The sequence below is a fragment of the Psychrobacter sp. N25K4-3-2 genome (assembly GCF_015351755.1).
Taxonomy (GTDB): domain Bacteria; phylum Pseudomonadota; class Gammaproteobacteria; order Pseudomonadales; family Moraxellaceae; genus Psychrobacter; species Psychrobacter glaciei.
On sequence record NZ_JADKLX010000003.1, the window covers coordinates 388709 to 413371 of the forward strand.

Annotated in this window: 16 protein-coding genes; 5 read left to right on the forward strand and 11 right to left on the reverse strand. The window is 43.5% G+C overall.

Annotated elements, in window-relative coordinates; translation table 11 throughout:
- Window positions 1–25: 25 nt before the first annotated feature.
- The 4 genes from IOD06_RS09560 (at window position 26) to pgsA (ending at window position 6513) form a co-directional block, all read left to right on the forward strand.
- Window positions 26–1255: an ABC transporter substrate-binding protein gene (locus IOD06_RS09560; RefSeq protein WP_194620702.1), complete on the forward strand. Its 1230-nt coding sequence runs from the start codon at window positions 26–28 to the stop codon at window positions 1253–1255.
- A gap of 391 nt (window positions 1256–1646) precedes the next feature.
- Window positions 1647–3617, forward strand: a complete 1971-nt coding sequence (acs, locus tag IOD06_RS09565) for an acetate--CoA ligase (protein WP_194620703.1) — start codon at window positions 1647–1649, stop codon at window positions 3615–3617.
- Between the two features lie 313 nt (window positions 3618–3930).
- On the forward strand, window positions 3931–5103 hold the full coding sequence (locus IOD06_RS09570; RefSeq protein WP_194620704.1) for an NAD(P)/FAD-dependent oxidoreductase: 1173 nt from the start codon (window positions 3931–3933) through the stop codon (window positions 5101–5103).
- Window positions 5104–5832: 729 nt separating this feature from the next.
- Window positions 5833–6513, forward strand: a complete 681-nt coding sequence (gene pgsA / locus IOD06_RS09575; protein WP_189583172.1) for a CDP-diacylglycerol--glycerol-3-phosphate 3-phosphatidyltransferase — start codon at window positions 5833–5835, stop codon at window positions 6511–6513.
- Window positions 6514–6620: 107 nt separating this feature from the next.
- Here the strand turns inward: pgsA and IOD06_RS09580 are convergent, their stop codons facing one another.
- Window positions 6621–7115, reverse strand: coding sequence for a pyridoxamine 5'-phosphate oxidase family protein (locus tag IOD06_RS09580; RefSeq protein WP_189583168.1), 495 nt, complete (start codon window positions 7113–7115; stop codon window positions 6621–6623).
- A gap of 456 nt (window positions 7116–7571) precedes the next feature.
- Here IOD06_RS09580 and purL point away from each other — a divergent pair, with 456 nt between their 5' ends.
- Window positions 7572–11579 carry a phosphoribosylformylglycinamidine synthase gene (gene purL / locus IOD06_RS09585; RefSeq protein ID WP_194620705.1) on the forward strand — a complete coding sequence of 1336 codons (4008 nt, stop codon included), beginning with the start codon at window positions 7572–7574 and terminating at the stop codon, window positions 11577–11579.
- A 100-nt stretch (window positions 11580–11679) separates the two neighbouring features.
- On the opposite strand, the gene IOD06_RS09590 is transcribed toward purL, so the two are convergent.
- The 10 genes from IOD06_RS09590 to pta form a co-directional block, all read right to left on the reverse strand.
- Entirely contained in the window at window positions 11680–14817 is a 3138-nt protein-coding gene (locus tag IOD06_RS09590) for an ATP-binding protein (RefSeq protein ID WP_194620706.1), read from the reverse strand.
- A gap of 241 nt (window positions 14818–15058) precedes the next feature.
- Window positions 15059–16084 (reverse strand): L-threonine 3-dehydrogenase, encoded by a 1026-nt coding sequence (gene tdh, locus IOD06_RS09595; RefSeq protein ID WP_194620707.1) that lies wholly within the window; start codon window positions 16082–16084, stop codon window positions 15059–15061.
- Window positions 16085–16161: 77 nt separating this feature from the next.
- A complete protein-coding gene (gene kbl / locus IOD06_RS09600) occupies window positions 16162–17352 on the reverse strand; it encodes a glycine C-acetyltransferase (protein ID WP_194620708.1) in 1191 nt (396 codons plus the stop codon).
- Window positions 17353–17446: 94 nt separating this feature from the next.
- A complete protein-coding gene (locus tag IOD06_RS09605) occupies window positions 17447–18193 on the reverse strand; it encodes a pyridoxine 5'-phosphate synthase (RefSeq protein ID WP_194620709.1) in 747 nt (248 codons plus the stop codon).
- A gap of 44 nt (window positions 18194–18237) precedes the next feature.
- The gene (locus IOD06_RS09610; protein ID WP_227669978.1) at window positions 18238–19113 is read right to left on the reverse strand and encodes an N-acetylmuramoyl-L-alanine amidase; all 876 of its coding nucleotides are present in this window, start codon (window positions 19111–19113) and stop codon (window positions 18238–18240) included.
- 65 nt (window positions 19114–19178) lie between these two features.
- On the reverse strand, window positions 19179–19673 hold the full coding sequence (locus IOD06_RS09615; RefSeq protein WP_194620710.1) for a hypothetical protein: 495 nt from the start codon (window positions 19671–19673) through the stop codon (window positions 19179–19181).
- Between the two features lie 30 nt (window positions 19674–19703).
- Window positions 19704–20462, reverse strand: a complete 759-nt coding sequence (locus IOD06_RS09620) for an MOSC domain-containing protein (protein ID WP_194620711.1) — start codon at window positions 20460–20462, stop codon at window positions 19704–19706.
- Window positions 20463–20627: 165 nt separating this feature from the next.
- A complete protein-coding gene (gene rsfS, locus IOD06_RS09625; RefSeq protein ID WP_010195955.1) occupies window positions 20628–21041 on the reverse strand; it encodes a ribosome silencing factor in 414 nt (137 codons plus the stop codon).
- Between the two features lie 129 nt (window positions 21042–21170).
- On the reverse strand, window positions 21171–22106 hold the full coding sequence (locus tag IOD06_RS09630) for a nicotinate-nicotinamide nucleotide adenylyltransferase (protein WP_194620712.1): 936 nt from the start codon (window positions 22104–22106) through the stop codon (window positions 21171–21173).
- A 351-nt stretch (window positions 22107–22457) separates the two neighbouring features.
- Window positions 22458–24605, reverse strand: coding sequence for a phosphate acetyltransferase (gene pta, locus IOD06_RS09635; protein ID WP_194620713.1), 2148 nt, complete (start codon window positions 24603–24605; stop codon window positions 22458–22460).
- Window positions 24606–24663: the final 58 nt, after the last annotated feature.

The window sequence follows — 24663 nt, forward strand, 5'->3', positions numbered from 1 at the left end:
GACTGAAGTCGCAAGGAGAAAGGCAATGAAATGGACATTCAAGACGACGCTACTGGCACTATCTGTCGGTACGATAGGTTTAGTAGGGTGTAGCAATTCAGAAACGCCCGCAGCAGCTGGTACAGATACTGAAACCGCTTCAACGAGTGATATGCCAGTGCAAGGTGTTACGGATACCGAGATTCTATTGGGCGGTGCGAATGATCTATCAGGTCCGTTTGCAGGATTCGGTAATCCTGCGGTAGCGGGTGCCAATATGTATTTCGATGAGGTAAATGCGGCAGGCGGCGTCAACGGTCGCATGATTCGTTACGTCGTCGAGGATCATTCTTATCAAGTACCCAAGGCGGTACAGGCTGCTAATAAGCTCGTTAGCCGCGATAAAGTATTTGGTATGCTGATGTCGCTTGGTACGCCGCATAACTTAGCGAGTTTCCCTATTATGGATCGCGCCAATGTCCCTAATATTATGCCGATCACTTTTGCAAAGCCAATGCAAGAAGAAGGGGCTTTCAATCGCCGTTATACGATGGGTAGTACTTATTACGACTCCATGAAAATGGGTATGGAATATTTGATTGCCGAAAACAATATTAAAAATTTATGCGTCATGTATATCCCCTCAGACTATGGTGAAGAGACCAATGAGGCGGCTAAGGATATCAGCGATAATAATCCTAATGTCACGCTAGTTCAGGCCAGCTCACATCGTCCTGATGAAACAGACTTTGCTGGTGCAATCGCCAAATTAAAAGAAGCCAATTGCGAGTTAATCGGTCTATCTCTTACGATACGCGGCGCTATTACTGCGGTAGGGACAGCGAACGCTATGGGTTGGACTGACGTGAAATTCATCGCTCCTGCAACGGGTTTTCATCCCGCAGTTGCCGAGGCACCAGGTGGCGCTAGTGAAGGTCTATATGCGGTTTCTTACTATAACGATTTGGCTTTGAGAGCGAACGAGCCTGAGACCAAAGCCTTTATTGAAAAGTATAAAAAAGTCACAGGGGAAGATGTATCAGCAGGTGCTATCCTTGGTTATACTTCAGCCAGAATCACTGTTGAAGGACTAAAAGCTGCAGGCAAAGATTTAAATGCCGATACTTTTAATACCGGTATGGAAACCGTTAGTTTTGTAGATGGCATCACAGGATCTACTATTGCTATTACTCCTGAGAGCCATGTTGCCTTTAACGATGTTTACTTATCGCAAGTACAAAGCGGTGCATGGAAAACCGTTAAACAGCTCAAATAAGTACATATTATTCATTTAGTGAAATTTTGATAGCAACAAGCCATACATAAGTATGGCTTGTATCGTTTATAAACGTTGTGTTTTATATTTTAACTGTTTTATAAGTTTAAAATTCGTACTTAATACAAAATAAGCCACTAGCTACCGATAATAAAAATTAACTAGAATGACAAATTAGTCGCTTTATAAGGACTAGACTATCTGTGCCTAAGTATACAGATGTACAGCGAAATTGTTATGATTGACTGTTGATGCCTTGCAACCGTTGCGCTTATTTGTCAAACTATCATTAAGTGTCACACATTATGGAAGATGACTCTTGTTGCCCGTATAGATGGTCGTTATAGACGATTATTTATATAGGTCATAATAATTAAAAAGGATGAACACTATGACCCAGAAATCATTTCCTATCGCCGCCGACTTCATGGCTGCTGCCAATACCACGCCTGAGCAGTACCTCAAAGACTACGAACACTCTATCGAATCAACTGAGACAAGTGATGCTTTTTGGGCGAAGCGTGCTGAGCTAATCGATTGGATCAAAAAACCCACCAAAATCAGCAACGTCAATTATGATCTAGATGATTTCCGTATTAAGTGGTTTGAAGATGGTGAACTGAATATCTCCGTCAATTGCCTTGATCGACATATGAAAAAAAGCCCTTACAAGCCCGCCATTATATGGGAGGGCGATCATCCCTCACTACATAAAATCATCTCTTTTAAAGAGCTATATGAATCAGTCTGCCGTCTAGGCAATGCATTGCGTAAGCTTGGGGTCGAAAAAGGCGATCGCGTCACGCTATATATGCCGATGATACCAGAAGCCATGATAGCGATGCTGGCATGTGCGCGTATTGGCGCGGTGCATTCAGTGGTCTTTGGTGGGTTCTCTGCGGAGAGCTTGGGCAATCGCCTAATCGATAGCCGCTCAAAAGTCGTCATTACTGCTGATGAAGGCCTACGTGGTGGCAAGCATACACCGCTCAAAGCCAATGTCGATCACGCGTTAGATATAGATGGCACGGACAGTGTAGAAAAAGTCATCGTCGTCCATCGCACGGGTAGTGCCATACCGATGAGCGGTCACCGTGATGTCTGGTATCACAACCTGATAGACGGTGAATCAGAGCACTGCGAGCCTGAAGTCATGAATGCCGAAGATCCGCTGTTTTTATTATACACCTCCGGCTCTACAGGTAAGCCCAAAGGCGTACTGCATACCACTGGCGGCTATATCACCTATGCACTCTCTACCTTTCGTGATGTTTTTGATATCAAAGAAGACGATGTGTATTGGTGTACGGCAGATGTGGGCTGGATTACTGGTCACACATACTCAACTTATGCACCGCTTGCCAATGGCACAACGACAGTCATGTTCGAGGGTGTGCCAGAATATCCAACGTGGGCGCGCATCGGTCATATCGTCGACAAGCACGACATTACGATTTTATACACCGCACCGACAGCGATTCGCGCGATGATGAAAGAGGGTGATGCTTTTGTACGAGAATCAGATCGTTCAAGCCTACGCTTACTTGGTTCGGTTGGAGAGCCTATCAATCCAGAAGCATGGGACTGGTACTACAATGTCGTTGGTGATGGCAAATGTCCAATCGTCGATACGTGGTGGCAAACCGAAACTGGCGGTATTTTGATGGCACCTATTCCAGGCACGGTTGATCTTAAGCCAGGCGCAGCGATGACGCCACTATACGGTATCAAACCAGAGATTATCGATGGTGATGGTGCGGTACTAGAAGGCGCTGCAGAAGGTAATCTGGCGATTAATAGTAGCTGGCCGGGGCAAATGCGTACCATTTATAATGACCACGCACGCTTTTTGAAGACCTACTTTAGTGATTACCCAGGCTTTTACTTCACCGGTGATGGTGCCCAGCGTGATGAAGATGGCCATTATTGGATCACAGGCCGCGTCGATGATGTACTCAACGTTGCCGGACATCGTTTGGGCACTGCGGAGATTGAGAGCGCGGTGGTCGCTCATCCTGCTACTGCTGAGGCCGCTATCGTCGGCATGCCGCATGAGATTCGCGGTACAGGTATCTGCGCTTTTATCATCCTGAAATCTGGTGAAGAAAAAACAGACGCACTCAAAGCTGAGCTAAAACGTCATGTGCGCACTGAAATTGGCCCAATTGCCACTTTAGATGCCATCTATATGGTTGATGCGCTACCAAAGACGCGCTCAGGAAAAATCATGCGCCGTATTTTGCGTAACCTTGCGGCGGGACAGTATGTTGGATTGGGTGATTTGTCTACGCTTGCAGACAGCTCAGTGATCAATCAGCTGGTCGATGTGGTCAAAGCTGGTCGCGCAGAGAAGGCTGGTTAATAGGGCTATATTGTTAAAAGAGTTGTTGAGAGCCAGTTTTTCTCGTTCGTCTATCACCGCTAAATAAAAGCCATGTTATCGAGAATAGCATGGCTTTTTTACGGAGATAATATTGATATTGAAGCCTTTCAAAGGTTAAATATGATTGATAGACATATTATTCAAAATATCCCTGCCATTGTTATATAGTCAGTACAAAGTAATATTGATACATCAGCGTTATCGTAGCGTTCTTGGGGTATTTTGACTAGTTTTGGGATATTTTGAATATAAGTCTTTTTTTATCCAATAATTTATAAGGTCTACTGTCATTATGACTGATCACACTTTACTCTCAACTGATGAATCTCTCCCAAAAATAGCCATCATCGGTGGTGGTTTGACAGGATTGTTGACCGCCACATTACTAGAGCGTGCCTTTATTCAGAGCACAGCCACTAAAAGCACAGACCAATCCTCTATACCGCAAATAACCGTTTTTGAAAAATCGCGCAGTGTGGGGCGCTTAGCTACCCGTTATCGTACCGATGGTCAGACTGGTAAAAATTGGCAATGGGCATTTGGGGCGCAGTTTTTTACCGCAAAAACGCCTAGCTTTCAGCAGTTTATTGCACCTTGGCTTGATACTGATTTGTTACAGCCATGGTGTGCTGAGGTGGTTGCGTTAACACCCGCTAATGGCAACACTCAGTCACCTGATATACAGCACAAAGATCAATGGAGTACGACGCAAGCTCGCTACATCAGTACGCCAAAAATGACCAGTTGGGGGCGCGCATTAGCCGAAGATTTGCAACATACCAATATAAAATTCAAAACTCGCGTCGCACCCCTTGCGCAATATCCTCAAAACCAAACTGATGACAAGACTGAGCTTTTCGATGAGTCTGGCAATAGTCTGGGCTGCTTTGATTGGGTGATTTGTACCACGCCAAATGGTCAAGCACTAGAGCTGATGGCAGAGAGCGGCTTTACGGAGTCAGCCAACATCACCAAGCCAAAGATGCAGGCATGTTATACCTTAATGTTAGGCTGGGGTGAGGTGCAATCATTACCTGCAACATTGATCAGTCAAACACCATCAAAATGGGATGTGGCTTACGTAAATAATTCACCATTAGACAGAATATTCATCGAGCATCAAAAGCCTGCTCATAATGATTTGCTGCCCAGTGTCACCATTCATGCGCGTAACGACTGGTCAGAGACGCATGTCGATGACGACATCGACACCATAACAGAGCAGTTATTGCAAGCCGCGCAGCACGCGCTGCATTGGGATGATGAGACAGCACCACGCCAAGTAGACTGCCATCGCTGGCGTTATGCAGCAACGATTGTCGATAATAACGAGGCACTGGGTATCTTGGTCGATCCACAACATCAATGGATTGTCAGTGGTGACTGGTGCGGACAGGGCAACATAGAAAGTTGCTATCAAATGGCAGTAGAAACGGTTCAGGCAATCAAACAATTCACACCATAAATAAGCAGGATATCGTCAATTCTATATCAATTAAATACGGTGTCAGGCTCATTTAGCCTACTATTTGTCGTGCTTTCAATCGTCTTGCTTGTTTCTTCATTTTACGATTCTTAGCACCTTTTTAAGTTGAAAAGTAAAAAGGCTAACGTAACGACGTTATTCATAGCCTTTTTGGCTATACCAAGGATTTACAGGCAAAAAAAGAGCCCACAGAGGAGGTGCTGTGGGCTGAGGAAAACTGATCGTGTAGATTGACTACAGGGCAGTGATGATGACTTATTATTATTGGTTTTCTTTGCTATTGTTTAACTAAGATTAGGGTAATAATGGATAATTCAATGAGTGTATATATTTGCTTACAACTTTAAGTGTACAACTGTTTTATTACCTTCGCTATCATAGCGCAAATAGTTCTCATTTGGTTATTTCAGTTACATGACATTACGTTTCTCGGTATCATCATCCCTTGCTATGCGTTGAGCAATTATTGCTGAACGAGAAATTTGGTTTATCAAATTGCAGGTGTTTACGACGTGTGAGTGTGTTATAAAATAGACAGCGCTATCACTATTTCAGCAGTGGATAGTCAAGATTGATGTATTGAGATAAAAGTAATGGCTGTCTTTGAGTACGAGCAGTAAAACAATACATCAAGAGATGGCATGACGACGTGCTGGAAAAATGCTAAGCTATCCGCCATTATTATGTCTCTATTAAACTGGGTTTGCCATGACTGAGAATACGCAAGTGCATACGCAGGAGCCGTCAAGTACACAAAATACCAAAAGTATTTTTAACTTGCCCAATAACCTTACTATCGCGCGTATCCTAATGATTCCGCTGTTTGTGGCGATTGCCTATTGGCCACCAGCCATGGGTATCGGGATGCCAGCCATTTCAGATAACGTAATTGCCCGAGTTGGCATGAGTGAATTCAGCGACAGTCTATTGCGTCACTTGTTACTGACTGGCGTGTTTATTATCGCGGCGATTACCGACTGGTTGGATGGCTACTTTGCGCGGAAGCTCAATGTTATGTCGGCGTTTGGGCGTTTTTTAGATCCCGTTGCGGACAAGCTCATGGTCGCCGCTGCGTTGATTATATTGGTTCAGTGGCATCCCAACATCATTATGGCGATAGCAGCGATTGTGATTATCTCGCGTGAAATCGCGGTATCAGCGCTGCGTGAGTGGATGGCAGAATTGGGTAAAAGTACCAGTGTCGCCGTGTCCTATGTCGGCAAGCTAAAAACGACCTTTCAGATGGTGGCTATCACGGTGTTACTACTCAACTGGGAATCGCTCGAAATGATTGGCTATGTATTGATGGTCGCTGCTGTGATACTGACGTTGTGGTCTATGATGATTTATTTAAAAGCCGCTTGGCCATACCTAAAGCAAAGCGGTTAAGTTCATAACCTTAGTATCAAAAACATAAATGTTAGACAAAAAAAACGCCAGTCGCATTAGCCACTGGCGTTTTTGTGTTTTGCTATTTTCTTTTAGATAACTATTTCTTATAGCGTCACTGAGTTGTTTTCACCCAAGTTAGTTGCTTTTTTGCCATCCATTACAGCAGCGGTGGTCATCTTAAACATATTGACGACTGAGCTACCGCTTAACCAATATTCAGCACCATGTGGTACGACTTTGATTAGCTGGACGTTTGGATCTTCTTTGCCTTGCTCATAGAATGCATTGTAGATTGGCGACCATAGCTCATCGAGTTTCTCTTGGTCTTCTACCAACTCTGCTTTACCGTTGATTGAGACATAGTCTTTTGCATCTTGGCTGACATAGGCCAAGTTCACTTGTGGGTCTTTCTGGATATCGCTGACGGTTTCAGTGCTCTTGTCACCGATGAACCAAATCTCTTTTGCGCCGATGCTCGTCTCACTGGTAGTCATTGGGCAGGCATGTAGATGGCCTTCATGAGTGCGAGTGGTCATCATGGCAAATTTCACTTCTTTTACCAGTGCTTGTACTTTATCGATATGGTCTTGTCTGCTCATAGTTGATTTCCTTTTCTTTAAAATATTTAGATATTGATATGATAATGCTTAGGTAGTTGAATTCTTATTAGTAGTAATTTTTATTCGGACAAAGCGTATTTGAAATATCAAAAACAATCACCGTCCTAACAACTGGAACTAGAATACCGAGTTGTACCCATACATTTATATAGGCGACCAGTAATGCGATGTGAGTGTTTGTAAGGAGTATGAGGGTTAGGTAAAAATTGTGACGCTGTGTATTTTTGCTGTCTGATTATCCAGTACAAAGTTGAAAGGGTAGCGATTAGGCCTTAGCGCAAGCTTGCTATTCTGTAAATATCTGATAGCAGAAGAGCGCAACCTATCGGCAATTTATCTTGGTTTAGACCTGCTTATTACAGGGCTTCTTGTTATAATACGCAGACCATTTACTTAGCATGGCAGAGATGCCTTGATCTTACGGATTATGCCTTTATGATGACCATCGCCGGACAACCGTTTCTTACCGATTTTCAGACGCAGCAACTCATCAGTCAGTTCCAGCAAAAAACCGAGCTCAATGTCAGTCAAATAAGTACCCAGCAAGTGTATGTGCTATCACGCAAGCTCGAAGGTGATGAACATAAAAAGGCGTTAGACCTACTCGCTGTTGACAGTGCGACAGTGCTCGCGGACCCACAAGTTAATCAGATACAAGTCATCGTTGGTCCACGTTTTGGCACGATTTCGCCATGGGCAAGTAAAGCGACTGATATTTTTAATAACTGTGAAATTGAAATCAATCGTGTTGAGCGTGTGGTTGTTTATACCTTAACAATCGATGGTGAAGTTGGCGCAACTGACAACAAACTATCTACTGCCGCTGAGCAATTATTGTTTGACCGTATGACGCAGAGCTTGGTCTATGATTTAAATGATTTGAACAAATTGTTTGATGATGAGCAGCCAGCGTCATTGAATCATATTGATGTCATCGGACAAGGTCAGTCAGCATTAGAGTCTGCCAATACCCAGTTTGGTTTTGCATTATCAAGTGAAGATATTGATTATTTGATGAATGCTTATGTCAATGAGCTAAAGCGTAATCCTACTGACGTTGAGCTGATGATGTTTGCACAGGCAAACTCAGAGCATTGCCGTCATAAGATTTTTAACGCTGAGTGGACAGTTGATGGCGAAGTACAGCCAAAGTCACTGTTCCAAATGATTAAAAATACTTACCAGTCTAATCCACAAGGTATCTTGTCTGCCTATAAAGACAACGCTGCGGTGATGGCAGGGTCTGACGGTATGCGTTTTTACCCAATTCCGACTGATGCGATGGATGCAAACTCTGCCCATCCTTATGACTTCCATCAAGAAGCAATCGACATTCTGATGAAAGTCGAAACGCATAACCATCCAACGGCTATCGCTCCGTATGCTGGTGCAGCGACAGGTGCTGGTGGTGAGATTCGTGATGAAGGCGCGACTGGTCGCGGTGGTAAGCCAAAAGCAGGTTTGACAGGCTTCCACGTATCACACTTACATATCCCAGAGCTCGCTGAGAAATGGGAGCAGTCAGGCCAGTTGAGCACTCAGGCTTATGGCACGCCAGATCGTATGGCAACCAGTCTGGAGATTATGACTGAAGCACCATTGGGTTCAGCTAACTTCTCAAACGAGTTTGGTCGTCCTAACCTATGCGGTTATTTCCGTAGTTTTCAGCTTGATACCTCAGCGGCAAAAGACGGCAGCGAGATGCGCGGCTATCACAAGCCAATCATGCTGGCAGGTGGGTACGGCAATATCAAACGCAACCTCATTGAAAAAAATGCCATTCAACAAGGTGATTTATTGATCGTCCTTGGTGGCCCTGCGATGCAGATTGGTCTGGGCGGTGGTGCGGCATCTTCGGTTGATAGTGGTTCACTTGATGAAGGCTTAGACTTTGCCTCAGTTCAGCGTGACAATGCTGAGATGGAGCGTCGTTGCCAAGAAGTGATGGACCGCTGCTGGGCACTAGCCGGTAATGATGTCGATGTAAGCAACAATGGCAAAGACGGCAACCCTATCGTGTCATTGCATGATGTGGGCGCGGGCGGTATCTCTAATGCAATGCCAGAATTGGTCAATGACCATGAAATGGGCGCGGTACTGAATCTGCGTAAAATTCCATCGCTAGAAGCTGGCATGTCGCCAATGGCCATCTGGTCAAACGAAGCGCAAGAGCGTTATGTCCTCGCGATTCGCCCAGAAAGCGAAGCCCAATTCGATGCGATCTGTGCGCGTGAGCGTTGCCCGTATGCCATCTTGGGAACAGCCACAGATGTCCGTCAATTGGTTGTTAATGACGAGTTGCTAGAAGACCAACCTGTCGATATGCCGATGCAAGTATTGCTAGGTGGCACGCCGAAGATGAAGCGTAGCTTTGAGCGTCATGACACAAGCTTACCTGCATTAGATTTAAATGAAGTCAATTTAGCTGAGTCAATCAAAGACGTCTTGCGTCATCCAACCGTCGCTAGCAAGTCATTCTTGATCAGCATTGGTGACCGTTCTATCACGGGTATGGTCGTGCGTGATCAGTATGTGGGTCGCTATCAAGTGCCTGTATCGGATTGTGCTGTGACGGCGTCAGGCTTGATCGCGCTAGATGGTCAGGTGATGAGTGGCGAAGCGATGAGTATCGGTGAGCGTACACCAGTTGCGCTAATCAGCCCACAAGCATCAGCACGACTTGCAATTGGTGAAGCAATTACCAACATCGCTGGTGCGCGCATTGCTCAGTTGTCCGATATCACGATGTCAGCGAACTGGATGGCAGCATGTGGTGATGATGCAGAAGATGCTGCATTGTTTGACGCTGTATACACAGTCGGTGAAGAGCTATGCCCAGCATTGGGTATCGCGATCCCAGTCGGTAAAGACTCGCTATCTATGCGTGCCAATTGGACAGACAGCAGTGAAGCAGGTGAGACGGATAAATCAGTCGTGTCACCAATGAGCTTGGTGATTACCGCATTTGCCCCTGTGGTTGACGTGGCAAAAACGCTAACTCCTGAGCTAATCAATGGTGACAGCGCGTTCTACCGTATTGACTTATCTAAAGGCAAATTGCGTCTAGGCGGTTCAATCCTTGCGCAAACGCTTAGCCAATTAGGTAACGACTGCCCAGATTTGGCGCAGCCAAGCGACTTGGTCGACTTCTTTAACTTTATCCAAGCGGGCAACGCGCAAGGCGTCATCAGCGCCTATCACGATATCGGTGATGGCGGTCTATTAGCGACTATCGCTGAGATGCAGTTCACTAGCCGTCAAGGTATCAAGCTGTCATTGACCGATGATAACTTACTCGGTCAGCTGTTCAGTGAAGAGTTGGGTGCGGTCATCCAAGTATTACCAGAAAACGTCGCGGCGCTAATGCAATTGGCAGAAGAGTTTAACGTTAGTGATATGCTGAGCCTTGTTGGTCAAAGCTCGGAAGAAGACAGCTTACTTATCCAAACGCCAACGCTCATGGGTGCCGACACTTTACGCTTCAGCCGTACTGAATTGCAGCAAGCGTGGACTCAGGTCAGCTATCAAATCGCGCGTCGCCGTGATAACCCAGCGTGCGTACAGCAAGAGTATGACTTGATTAGCGACGCTAGCCATAAAGGCCTGATCGCTGCGCCAAACTTTGATCTCAATCAAAAAGTGGAAGAGCCATATTTAGCCAGTCGTGAGAATAAGCCAAGAGTCGCTATCTTGCGTGAGCAAGGTGTCAACGGTCAGACGGAGATGGCAGCAGGCTTTACGCAAGCGGGCTTTGAAGCGGTCGACGTGCACATGAGCGATCTACTCAGTGGTCGCATCAATCTACGTGACTTCGACGGTTTGGTCGCGTGTGGTGGCTTTAGTTATGGTGACGTACTCGGCGCAGGCTCTGGCTGGGCGAACTCTATCTTGTTCCATGACGAGCTACGCATGCAGTTTGTCCGCTTCTTTGCCCGTCCTGATACCTTCTCACTAGGTGTCTGTAACGGTTGTCAGATGATGGCTCAGTTAAAAGACCTAATCCCAGGTGCAGAAAACTTCCCACGCTTCATCGCTAATAAATCAGCGCGTTTTGAAGGGCGTACCGTCAATGTCAAAATCGAGCGTACCAAGTCAATTCTGTTCAAAGGTATGCAAGACAGCATCTTGCCAATCGCGGTGGCGCATGGTGAAGGCTATGCCACGCTAGACAATACCGAAATCGACGGTATGGCAAACCACGGTCAGCTCGCCATGCGTTATGTCGATAGCCAAGGTCATCCAACCGAGACGTATCCGCTCAATCCAAACGGTTCGGTCGGCGGTGTCACGGGTCTGTGTAGCACTGATGGTCGCGTCACTATCATGATGCCGCATCCTGAGCGTAATCTAAAAGCTTATAACCACAGCTGGAAACCAGAAGAGTGGGATGAGGACGGTGCGTGGATGCGTATGTTCCGTAACGCTCGTGCTTGGTTTAGATAGGCTAAGTTGTTTTAGGTAATAACAAAGGTGGGCGTAATGCTCACCTTTTTTGTGTTTGGGGTTTTACAAGTAAAGAGTTTTATTAATTAATATTATTGAGCTATGACGTTGGTTTATAAAGGTTATCAAGAGGATCCAAGTCGATTTTTTTAGAATCTTTTCCACGCAAATAGGCTTCATACCAATCAGGGTGGGATTCTTTAGATATCTCGATAATCTGTCCTTTGATGTCATTCCATAGATTTTCAAAAGAATTTTTAGGGATTTTTATAAAAGGTTCGTATATATTATATAGTATTCTATTTTCCACCTCTAATATGGTGTTTTCATAAAAAATATATGGATTAATAAATAAATCATTTTCAGTTTTATTTCTATATTGAGACAAAAGGCTAGTAATCGTGGATTCCTTTAAAGGCTTCAAATCTATATTATTAATAGAGTAAGAAAGATAGCTATGAGACTTATCAGAAAATATCGATTCATTAGTCCAGTTATGAGAGTTAAAGATAAGATTTTCTAATGTCGTATGTTTATGATTTGACTTATTTAAATCGCTCCAGTTTAGTTTGTTAAAGTATTTACTGGATATATCTTTTTTAGAAAAAACTATATCTGAATAATTAATGATTCTTAATGAGTGATTTTTATAATACTCAAAATCACCTTCAAAATCGAATAAGTAAGGCTCAAAACCTTTACTAATAATAACATCTCTCAGAATATTATTTTTGAGAAAATTTTCAAAAAGATAACCTTCAATAACATTTATATAAACATTTATGCATACTTGCACTCTGTTATCCCAAAATTCCTCATTAGAAAAGTCTAATGTAAAAGCATCAAAATCTAAAATTTCAGAAAAACTATAATTCAAATGAGGCTTAAAATTCATCCATAATTCTGACTCCATATATTTAGATCCTATAAGAAAAAGCAAGGTAGACGTTTTAACTTCATCGAAGTCAAGCATGCTTAATAGTATCTGAGTATTATTATTTGAATCGAAAAAATTACTTATAGAATTTTCTATATAATTAATTATTACATTTTCGTTTTTTATTTTATCTCTATTTAAATTTAGAAAATATGAGGATTTTGAACTATATATATCTACAATTAAGCCGAAATTATTAAGATTATTTATATTGTTGAGTAAGTTTAAATCATATTTATTCATATTCTTATACTCAATACATTGACCTCTATAAAATAAATTAAGATTACTGTTTGATATAATATTATTATCGTTAATAGATTCCCTACTCATAAAACCTGCTGCATCCTGAAAAATTATTTTTAAACCTAAATTATTTTTATCATCCCAATAAAATCCATTATTTTTAATTTGGTTAGTCAAAAATGAGTATTTTTCTAAATTTAATGTACTAAGTCGTTCAGATAAATTGAATGAGATAATAGGATTGGTTATTATATTTGATATTTTTAATAATCTATAAAGAGCAAGATATGAAACAGGTTTAGAGTGAGATGAGTTACTAATTATTTTTTTTAAGTCAATCTCATCATTATTAGTATCTAGTACTATTTCGCTACTTATAGTTTCTTGAATTACTAATTTGGTTCCATACTTTTTTAAATCATCAACTTCCTCAATGAAACAGTAACCCGACTTTCCAGATAAAGGAGAATTTAACTCTATTTTGAAACTTTCGTGAGTCATTCGACTTTTGGTAAAGATAGTAATTTTCTGTTGCTCTGTTGGTAAGTCTTTCATTAGTAAAAATGCACTATGAAGACCAATACCAAACTCACCTGAAGGCCGCATCCACTCTGGCATTTGACGAATAATTTTTTGTTTCTCTATATTTTTCTTTGAGCCGGCAATTTTTTGCATGTATTCAAGATCTTTGCGAGAGATACCTACACCATTATCTTCAATACTAAACTCCCAAAGCGTCGAAGCCTCATTATCGGCTACTTTTCTACAGTCTAACTCAATAGGGTATTTTTCAAATATTTTGCGAGTGCTTTCATCATATGGATTAGCCTTAGGCGGTAAAGGTTCTTGAGACTTTTCTATTCCATGTTCTAACCAAACACGAATCATCGTTGCGTCAATGGCATTTTGAATCAGCTCTCGATAGATACTCATATCGTCTTTGTATAAGTTATTACCCTGTAGCAATTCAATAGCACTGCGTTCATCCAATGAAAATTTCATTGGCTTATTGTTGAGTAAGATTTTTGAGTCATCCATTTCAACGTCAAGCTTATTGATAGTTGGAAGCAGACCAAAATCACGACTAGGCACGATGTTTTTCCACTGTGACATTTGATTTTGAATTTCTTCACGGATCCAATCAAACCAGTTACGACATTCAATATATGCCATTTCCGTACTACAAATAGCTGTTATGCTTACCGTCTCATTATCTAGCTGAAACTCACGAATGGCTTGATGCTTATGCTTATGCGTTTCACTAAACGATGGCATATTGCCGACTTGTCTTGCCATGACTGGGCAAAAGCGGTTGTCATCGATATCAAATAAGTCTCCTAAACGTAGCAAGCAAGCGACAAAACGAGGGTGGCAATTTTCTGTACCCATGCCCGTTTGTCGAAAAGGTAATGTTTTCATCACGTAATCGTCAAAACCAAGCCCATGCGCCCAGCATATTTGACCAAGATAACGATAGATACGTTTCGGGAGAAGTTCGGTGCGAGGAGAGCTAATACCAAGTTTTTCAAAGGGGTCTAAGACTACTGAATTTGAGTTTTTGGCATGACCACGGCGATACCACTCAGCAATCATTTGACGGTATTTTTCGACGCCTGTATGTGGGTCTGAATGATTAACAAGTGCTTTATTCCAGCCATCTTCGTGCCACACTTTGGCAAACTCATGTAAGTCTTGCGTATTGTCATTAGCTAAACTTTCGACATATTCTTTGAAGTCATCTTCTTCAAAGACTTTTTGAACTTCATCAGCATTGAATAACATACCGATATCATGCCAATAAGCAGCTTCCAAGATTAACCATGTGTCTGTTGCGGTCAGCTTTTCAATGTTGTTACCAAGTAGACGCTCGATATTGACGAGTATTTGCTGCGAGTGCGATTCGTTATGACTACTAAAGTGCGGATAGTAACTACCCACATTTTCAAGTGATTTACCAACAAGCTTTTCATCAAACTCCCATTGCGACATCAATATTCTCGTATTGCTGTCTTCTTCGGTTTTTTGCTTTAGATGTTTGATTAATCCTGCGCTCATGGTAAGTCCTTTTTAATTTCTACATATGACGTTTGAGTTTTATATTACTTATCAACATAGGTTGATTTTACCGTAAACGCATGATTAGCGGATAAAAATATTTTCACCTAACTATTCATCCTTTATCTCTCTCTCATTACTTTTTAATATCCAAAAAAAACGGCACTGAAATCAGTGCCGTTTTATCAGTCGTGACAATTTAAACCCTAACCACTACTCCTCAAATTCTGAATCGCCAAAATCAATCCCAGCTTAAAATCACTTTACCGCATTGCCCACTTTCCATGATATCAAAGCCTTCTTGAAAGTCATCAATGTGCATGCGATGGGTAATGATGGGCGATAGATCAATACCGCTAATTAGCATCTGCTCCATCTGATACCACGTCTCCCACATCTCGCGGCCATAGATACCTTTTAGGGTTAACGCCTTAAAGATAATCTTGCTCCAATCCACCGTGGTGGTGTTAGGCAAAATGCCCAAGAGCGCAATTTTAGAGCCGTTATACATGTTACTAATCATCGAATCAAAGGCCTGAGGCGAGCCTGACATCTCAAGACCAATATCAAAGCCGTGCATTTTTAACTCAGCAATGGCACCTTCGATGGTTTCACCCTTGGCTGGGTTGATGGTCATCGTCGCACCCATTTTTTTGGCAAGCTCTAAGCGATAATCACTGATATCACTGACCACAATATTACGTGCCCCTGCGAAGCGGCAAATAGCCGTTGCCATAGAACCAATCAGCCCCGCACCCGTGATTAGCACATCTTCACCGAGGACGGGAAAGGATAGGGCGGTATGAGTGGCGTTGCCAAAGGGATCCATAATGGCTGCCATCTCATCGCTGATACGCTCATCGAGTTTGATGACATTATCGGCAGGGATCACCAAATATTCGGCAAACGCGCCATCGCGGTCAACGCCCACGCCGATGGTGTTTTCGCACACATGTAGCTTACCACGGCGGCAGTTACGGCAATGCCCGCAAGCGATATGTCCTTCGCCAGTGACTCGGTCGCCGACTTCAAAGTGCTTCACGCCATCGCCTATTTCGCTAATGGTACCGACGTATTCGTGTCCGATGATCATCGGCGTCTTGATGGTTCTTTCTGACCACTCATCCCACTTATAAATGTGCAAATCTGTACCACAAATGGCGGTTTTCTTAATTTTAATTTTAACGTCATTGATGCCAACCGTAGGTTCTGGCATGTCTTGCATCCAGATGCCTTTTTTGGCATGGGCTTTAACCAGTGCTTTCATACTTTTCTCTTATTTAACGGTGTTGTGCTTAATGGTTGAATCTAGCGAGTGAATACCGAACAAATACCGAACGACGCTTAATCAATCACTTTCATTTGCTTGGCGACTTTGATAAAGGCGGTGATACATTTGTCTAGCTGCCCGCGAGTATGGGCGGCAGAGAGCTGGACACGAATGCGAGCCTCGTCTTTGGGTACGACAGGGTAAAAGAAGCCAATCACATAAATGCCTTCTTTCAGCAGCTCATCTGCCATTTGCTGGGAGACGTTGGCGTCATAAAGCATAACCGCACAAATTGCCGATTCGGTGGGCTTGATATCGAAGCCCGCGTCTTGCATTTTCTTCACAAAATAGGCGGTATTTTCATGCAATTTATCTTGTAGAGTATTGTCTTGCGATAGCATTTCAAACGCTTTTACCCCAGCGGCAGCCACCATAGGAGGAATAGAGTTGGAAAACAGATACGGGCGTGAGCGTTGACGCAACATTTCAACGATTTCTTTTTTACCCGTCGTAAAGCCGCCAATAGCACCGCCAAATGCCTTGCCCAAAGTACCAGTGATCAGCTCAATGTCACCACGTAGATCAAACAATTCAGTCACGCCGCCACCAGTGTGACCGACCACGCCTGCTGAATGCGACTCGTCAATCATTACCATGGCATCATATTTTTGTGCCAACGCATAAATCTCATCCATTGGCGCCACATTACCATCCATCGAAAACACACCATCGGTCACAATCAAACGAAAACGCTGTGCTTGTGCCGCTTGTAATTGCGTCTCTAAATCTTGCATATCTGCATTGGCGTAGCGATAACGCGCGGCTTTACACAGGCGCACGCCATCGATGATCGAGGCATGATTTAACGAATCGGAAATAATGGCATCTTCACTGGTCAGCAGTGGCTCAAAGGCACCACCATTGGCATCGAAACAGGCCGCATAAAGAATCGTATCTTCGGTATTAAAAAACTTAGAAATCGCTGTCTCTAATTGCTTATGCAAATCTTGCGTACCACAAATAAATCGCACCGATGACATGCCATAACCTGAGTTTTCAATAGCCTCGATAGCTGCCTTTTTAATCTCAGGGTGATCAGACAATCCAAGATAGTTATTGGCACAGAAGTTAAGCATCTCGCGGCCATCGGCGATCTTGATGAGCGCATCTTGCGGAGAGGTGATCACGCGCTCGTTTTTATACAGTCCTGCTGCGCGTATGTCGCTGATTTCTTGTTGTAGGTGTTTCTGAAAGTCTTGATACATAAAGATTCCTTTTTTTAATATTATTAGCGTTTTTATTGATAATGCAGATATTAGGACTGCTGATAGAACCAAACTATTTGCTTATTAATACAGGTTAAGCACAGATGTCTAAATACTGACGCACGACATTATCCATGCCTTGCTCCAGTGATTCAATCGTAAAGGCATGACCAATCGACACTTCAGCGATATCACTCAGCGCAAGCAGATCAGCCAAGTTATCCAAATTCAAATCATGACCCGCATTGACGCGGATACCGTTTTGATTGGCTAGGGTGATACAGTCGCTAAAGCGTTGCTTGACCTCATCGAACTCAATATGGTCATCGCTCTTACCATTACTGTAAGCGCGCGCCCATTCTTCGGTATACATCTCGATCGTCTGTACATCACTTTCAATGACCGCCTTGATTTGTTCGATATCAGGGTCGATGAACACCGCACAGCGCGTACCGAATGCTTCCAGCTCTTTGCTTAACGTTGATAAAAACTCATGATGTGTGATGATATCAAAGCCATGATCGGAGGTCAGCTGATCGTCACTGTCTGGCACGAGCGTACATTGATGCGGTTTTACCTCACGAATAATTTTTAAAAACTGCTCATTTGGGTTGCCTTCGATATTGAACTCAATCTCTGGATAGTCCGCCAAAAACGCACTGATATCATAGACATCTTGGTATCTGATATGACGCTCATCGGGTCTTGGATGTACGGTAAAGCCTTTAACCCCTAGGTCAATCAGCTTTTTCACAAAGGTCAACAGGTTAGGGTAGTCAGTACCGCGAGAGTTACGGATTAAAGCCAATTTATTCAAATTTACGCTAAACAATGTGCTCATAAAATTCCTTGTACAGCTCGTTTATTATTGATGATATGAAAGGGTTAATAAAAATCGTTGGTATCAGCATACTTCTTATTCAATGCCTTTAAAATAGCATAAGTTTCTAAATCTATTTCGCCCGTTGGATTCAGAGGTCGAAAGTGTAGCTGAAACGCATAGACGACATCGCGACTGGCTTTGTCCCATTCATCATTCTTATCGATCTGGTAGCCATAGTCACGAAACTGCTGCTTAACCTCAGGTATTGTAGCCGCTGCAAATGCTTCTATATTCATAAAAGAAAGCTTATCAGCGTCATCATACCAAGCGCCAATACCATACTCTTTATATAGCTGCTGCCAAGGGAACTTTGCACCGGGGTCTATTTTGCGTGAGGGTGCCATATCTGAATGACCGATGATATTCTTTGGTGAGATATCATATCTCGCCGTGATATCTTGCACCAACTCCGCCACCTTCTTAATCTGCAACTCATTAAAGGCGACATAATGGTCATAAGGATAATACGCCAACTGACCGTCTTTTAGGGCATTTTGATATTCAGGCGCAATCCCTGCATTGACGATCTCTATACCGATAGAGGTGTCGTTCAATATCGTCCGTCCTGCAAAGCCGCCATCACCCGCATGCCAAGCGCGTTCATTTTCTGGTACTAAATTATAAATTTTATCATCGTTATTTTCTAAGATAAGATAGTGCGCACTGACCTTGCCTGTGGTCAGTGTCTTAATCGATCTGTCATTGTCTGAAACCGTATAGTGCAGGACAATGGTTTTGATGCGCTCGCTTTTGCCAGTGGCTTGATAGGTTTTACTATCTACGATGTAGTTCTCAGTGCTTGCCACTGGAGAGGTCGTGGTCACGCAACCAATCAAGGGCAAGGTTAAGCCAAATGCTAAGAAGATGTTTTTTACCATGAAATGCTCTGTTTGAGAGTGCTAAGATATTAATTGAATATGCATTAATCTATGAATATATACGTTTACCTAAAAAAATCATGAACTCTAATGATAGCTATATTTTGATTAGGGTCTTCTTCTAAAGAGACATCTAAACCGTTTGCGACTTCGAGACCATATTTATTGTCACTATTGATTAATAGAAACTCTTCACCTGTAGCTGTTCTTTCTAATGAACCAAATTCAGAGATATTGATTAGCCTGTCACCAAGACCGTATTTTCCATAGATTTTACCTTGGTATTGGCTTGGCTTTCTTGTGATATAAACCATGATAGAGTTCAATATCATTTGTTCATTGAAAGATAGTCTCATCAACAAATCCGTATCAATAGCATCGACGCTATCACTACTATAGATGTCGAAGCTGTCACTATTATCTCTGATGTGAAAATTATTCTTATCTGATTTTTTTAAAAGCGCTTTTATATCTTGATGGCTATATTTTGAAATTTCTAAACCAGCAATACTTTTACCTGGGATGATATCTGCATACCAGTCTATTTCATTTTTATCCATCTTCTTACTCACTTAAAATATCGAATCACTTTAAAGAACCTTCTTAGCCAACACCTTTTTCCAACTGTCCTCCAAACACTCAATCGCGAGCCATGGCTCAATTACTTCAGCATCGTATTTCTCTTTAGAGTTGGCCAGTTGCCACAGTTTCTCAAGTGTCGCAAACGGATAGGGACGATCTATCAAGTAAACTGGCAAATCAGCATCTATAATGCCATCACGAACGACTTGGAAGTACCAGCCAGAGATACCTTGTTTGCTGACCCATGCCGCGATATTTGGCACTTTAGTAAATTGTCCGATTTGGTCATTGATTTTGTAGCAAGGTCTGCGCGGCTGGACGATACGCAGTTGCACGCTGTCATTTTCGCCATCAAAACTGTCTTTACCATACTGAAAAACATCGCCAATACACACGATAGACTCAGTCATTTCCGGTAGATCGTTGACGGCTTCGGTCGTGAGGTTTTCGCCCAATGTACCGACGCGTACTTTTAGGCTGAACTCTGCATTGATCTTTTCATAAGTCGCAGGTGCCAGTTGATGGACAGCTTTTAGCGGGCCACCATGATGTTTGCGATCGGCTTGCTCATCAGTGGCGAGGCCCATGAAGTTGACCGCGACAGGAGACTTAATAGGTGCTTTATCAATGGCGCTCATTTCTTCGCGCGCGAATGGCATGGCTTTGCCAGCGCGAACGCAAGTTAGGTTAGCGATATGTAGGGGTAAGTCTTGGTTAAAGTCTTTTTTGGGTTTCTCAACTGTTGGCGTGACTGATTCTGCGCTCATAAGGTTTCCTAATATACAAAGAATTAGCAGGCGAGGACTGTTTGATGTCCATTTTATTATACGGGTTTGCTACCTCAGAGGTCACACAAAAAAAGACCAGAATAGATATTCTGGTCTTTTTGATCTAATGCTTTTAGTATGACGCGATTATTGTATTTAATAATCTTATTTGTTTTTGTTGCGACGACCCGCAGTTTTCTTTTCACGTGGCACGGCGACTAGCTCAGCCAACTGCTCAGGTGATGACCATAGGCCTTCTAAGTCATAGAACTCACGAGCTTGTGGTGTCATCATATGGACGACAACAGCGCCCAAATCGATCAACGTCCAGTCAGAATCGATACCGCCTTCACGGCCAAGTGGCATAAAGCCCGCTTGCTTAGCTTCAGCACCAACGCTGTCAGCCATTGCGCGTACATGGCGCTTAGAGGTACCGTCAGCGATCACGATGCGCTCCATCACGTCTGTCAAATCTTCTACGTTCATTACAGTGATGTTCTTCGCTTTCATATCGTCTAGCGCAGTTTCTACAACGGTTAAGCATTCTTTTAAGCGTTCTTCGGTCATGGTGTTGGTCATAAAATTTAATCTCTTGAATCGTAAATATTAAAATAAATAGGTTAATTGTCAATTTGCCATCTCGCACTGACCAGATAGAGGCAGTGACGTATAGAGATATAATAGGCAAAAAACAAAGATAAGACAATTTTAACGGAATTGAGCAGCAGAATATAGCTGATGGGCAATAATATATTGATAAATAGCAGGATTTAGCCATTTAGCGAATGGATTGGATTCAGTATTACCAATGATATCATTTATTGACGGGATAGATGTGATTTGCGCTTCGGCTGAGGGCATTATATTTGGTTGATTCCCCAGTTTTTGTAGCTGCTGGCGTATTTGTGTGCTCGATATGGCCGATATGGGACGCGGGTCTATATAGATGCGACCTTGATGAGAATTTTTCAAGACGCTACTGTCTGCTTGAGCTTGCGTGGGTGTAGGTGTAGGTGTAAATAGCGTGACCAGTTCAGCAGGAGAGTCGGTTGTTTTATTTTGCATTTCAATAGGTAACTGGGCGTGCAGCTGGGTTTTTAGATTAGCTAACGTCTGCATCGTTGGTTTTTTATCAGCAAAATGGTTGTTAGTGTCAAAAAGATTGCTATCACTGTCAGAAAAGCCACCACGGTTAAAAATCCAGAGGTCGACATAGTCCGTCAGCCTGAGTCCGTCTTTCCATTTACCTAAGCTCCGTGCACTGTCCATCCCCATAATAAATATTAAGCTGTCATGCGGATAGCGCTGCCGTAAGATGCGGACGCTATCGATGGTATAGACGGGCGGTGCTTGCCATAACTCCAGCTCGTCAATCTGTAGTGGGGTACTAAGTGTTGCGAGCTTTAGCATTGCCAGACGGTGCTTAGGATGGGTGCTTTCATTTTTAAAAGGCGAGCGGGCATTGGGCAATAAGGACACATGCAGTGCGCGCTGTTGCTGCTTCGCTATTGGCAATAAATGCTGGTAGACGTACATCGCCATTTGCAGATGACCCTTGTGTACGGGATCAAATGAGCCACCCAAGTAGGCACGAATGGCAGGGGCAGGATTTTCTGCAAGGCGGTCATGGGTAAGGTTTGACATAAAATAAGTGGGTCAAATGGTCAGTAAAAAAACGTTATGATGGATTAAAAATAGACGATACTAAATAAAATAGATACACGACATTATAATGCGTGACTGGTACAAATTTTTCTTGCTTGCTGTGCCTACGCAGATAGAGGCTACAAAAAATTTATATCAGTCACACTGTCTCTTTTTTATATTGACCTGACTATAGCGCTATTGTAGTGGGCAACGGAGCATCTGTCATTAAAATGGCAATAAAAAGCCGACCATCATAGTGACAGTCGGCTGTGTTATATACTGCTAATCAGTAAAGTTTTAATCAGAAAACCGTATGACGCTTAAATCAAGTCACTTAAGTTAAGTCGCTTAAATTAAGTCGCTATGGGCTTGGATAGCAGTTAGCGCGATGGTATAGATAATATCATCGACCAAGGCACCACGTGATAGATCGTTTACTGGTTTATTCAAGCCTTGTAGCATCGGCCCAACACTGATGACGTTGGCGCTACGTTGTACTGCTTTATAAGTGGTATTGCCCGTATTAAGATCTGGGAAGATAAAGACATTGGCTTGTCCCGCGACAGGTGAGTCCGGTGCTTTTTGCTTGCCGACACTCATGACAGAGGCCGCGTCGTACTGTAGTGGGCCGTCGACTTTTAGGTTTGGCGCACGCTCGCGGACGATTTGAGTCGCACGGGCGACTTTTTCGACATCCGCGCCTGTGCCTGATGAGCCAGTCGAGTAGCTGATCATCGCGACTTTTGGATCGATACCAAAAGCAGCGGCAGATTGTGCCGACTGGATAGCAATCTCTGCCAGCTCTTCAGCATTGGGATCAGGGTTGATCGCACAGTCACCATAGACCACTACTTGCTCAGGCAATAGCATAAAAAAGACCGACGATACTAAGGAATACTGCGGCGCGGTTTTGATTAATTGAAATGCGGGGCGTACCGTATTGGCAGTCGTATGAATCGCACCTGAAACCAGACCATCAACTTCATCTAACTGAAGCATAATGGTACCCAAGTACACGGTGTCCTTTAGGTATTCGGCAGCGACATCTTCGGATGTTTTACCCTTGCGGCGCTCAACGATGGCGGCGATATATTTGCTCATGTCGAGGCTGTCAGGGTCGATGATTTCCAAACCTTCTGGCAGCGTCAAATCACGGTTTTTGGCGACTTGCTCGACATCGCTACGCTTGGCAAGCAGTACACAGTTAGCGATGCCACGGCTTTGGCAGATGCAGGCAGCTTCTACAGTACGTGGCTCAGAACCTTCTGGTAGTACGATGCGTTTTTTGGCTTGCTGAGATTTTTTGACCAACTGATGGCGAAATGCAGAAGGTGACAAGCGCGGCTCATGATTGCGGCTAAAGTATTCTTTAATCCAGCTTAGATCCAAGTGCGCAGCCACATAACGAGCCACTTCTTCAGCGCGATCAATATCATCGCTTGGAATCTCAGAGCTCATGTGTACAAGGCTCTGTACCGTCTCGTAGCTGTCGCTTTCGACACTCATGACAGGGATGCCAGTTTTGAGCGCTGAATGCCAAAGCTCTGTAACCGTCGGGCTGGGCGTGATACCGCCAGTCAATACCAAGCCTGCCAGTGGAATTCCATTGATACAGGCCAATCCAGCGGCCAGCAGCAAGTCATCACGATCACCCGGCACCACGATTAAGGTGCCTCGCTTAAAGACTTCATTGACGCGTGACACTGAGCGCGCTGTTAGGCTAATACGGTTGATACGACGTGTTTTGGCTTCCCCAATGTTTAGCCATGTGGCATCAAGCTCTGTAGCGATATCCCATGTACGCGGCACAGATAGTGAGTCACTAAAGGGCACAACACCGATGAGGCGAAACGCTTCGGTATTGAACGAAGGTGATAAACGTTGAACTTCTTGCATAAAGTTCTGGTCCAAGCTAACGACCGCTTCCCCAGGTGCGACAGGTTGATTGTCAAAAGTGTTGGGCACATCTTGCACACGCATCAAAATCACGCCTAACGTACGCGAATCGATGACACCGCCGAACTCACGGGCGTGCACATCCAGTTTGTCTGCTAAATAGGCCGGTTTGCTGATGTCAGCGGTACTGACAAATATAATCTTGGCATCCAAAGCATGAGCGATTGCTCGGTTGATTTGTGAGGCATAAGAGGTCTCTGTGGTCGGCACCAAACCTTCGCAGATGACCACATCATAATCATCGCCGAGCGTATGATAATTGCCGACGACTTCTTCCATTAAATCATCAAGGTTGTCATCGCCGATCATGCGCTCGACGTGCTGACGGCTGATAGATTTTGGTGGCTTTAGACCAAAGGCATGCATGGCCAACGCACTTGAGCTGTCCAAGCTGTGTTGTTTATCAAGGGTGTCATCTTGCAAAAACGGCTTCATAAAGCCCGCTTTTATACCGTTATAGTCAAACGCGCGAATCAATCCAAGCGCAGCCGATGTCACACCGATACCGCGGCTGATGGGAACAAGTAAAATGGTTTGCATAAGGTTTCCTACGATTTATTTTGTTTTAGACTTCGATTTATTATTGGCAGCATAAAAA

Coding starts and splice junctions, on each gene's coding strand:
- IOD06_RS09560 (WP_194620702.1), top strand. CDS start 26: ATGAAATGGACATTCAAGACGACGCTACTGGCACTATCTGTCGGTACG.
- acs (WP_194620703.1), top strand. CDS start 1,647: ATGACCCAGAAATCATTTCCTATCGCCGCCGACTTCATGGCTGCTGCC.
- IOD06_RS09570 (WP_194620704.1), top strand. CDS start 3,931: ATGACTGATCACACTTTACTCTCAACTGATGAATCTCTCCCAAAAATA.
- pgsA (WP_189583172.1), top strand. CDS start 5,833: ATGACTGAGAATACGCAAGTGCATACGCAGGAGCCGTCAAGTACACAA.
- IOD06_RS09580 (WP_189583168.1), bottom strand. CDS start 7,115: ATGAGCAGACAAGACCATATCGATAAAGTACAAGCACTGGTAAAAGAA.
- purL (WP_194620705.1), top strand. CDS start 7,572: ATGATGACCATCGCCGGACAACCGTTTCTTACCGATTTTCAGACGCAG.
- IOD06_RS09590 (WP_194620706.1), bottom strand. CDS start 14,817: ATGAGCGCAGGATTAATCAAACATCTAAAGCAAAAAACCGAAGAAGAC.
- tdh (WP_194620707.1), bottom strand. CDS start 16,084: ATGAAAGCACTGGTTAAAGCCCATGCCAAAAAAGGCATCTGGATGCAA.
- kbl (WP_194620708.1), bottom strand. CDS start 17,352: ATGTATCAAGACTTTCAGAAACACCTACAACAAGAAATCAGCGACATA.
- IOD06_RS09605 (WP_194620709.1), bottom strand. CDS start 18,193: ATGAGCACATTGTTTAGCGTAAATTTGAATAAATTGGCTTTAATCCGT.
- IOD06_RS09610 (WP_227669978.1), bottom strand. CDS start 19,113: ATGGTAAAAAACATCTTCTTAGCATTTGGCTTAACCTTGCCCTTGATT.
- IOD06_RS09615 (WP_194620710.1), bottom strand. CDS start 19,673: ATGGATAAAAATGAAATAGACTGGTATGCAGATATCATCCCAGGTAAA.
- IOD06_RS09620 (WP_194620711.1), bottom strand. CDS start 20,462: ATGAGCGCAGAATCAGTCACGCCAACAGTTGAGAAACCCAAAAAAGAC.
- rsfS (WP_010195955.1), bottom strand. CDS start 21,041: ATGACCAACACCATGACCGAAGAACGCTTAAAAGAATGCTTAACCGTT.
- IOD06_RS09630 (WP_194620712.1), bottom strand. CDS start 22,106: ATGTCAAACCTTACCCATGACCGCCTTGCAGAAAATCCTGCCCCTGCC.
- pta (WP_194620713.1), bottom strand. CDS start 24,605: ATGCAAACCATTTTACTTGTTCCCATCAGCCGCGGTATCGGTGTGACA.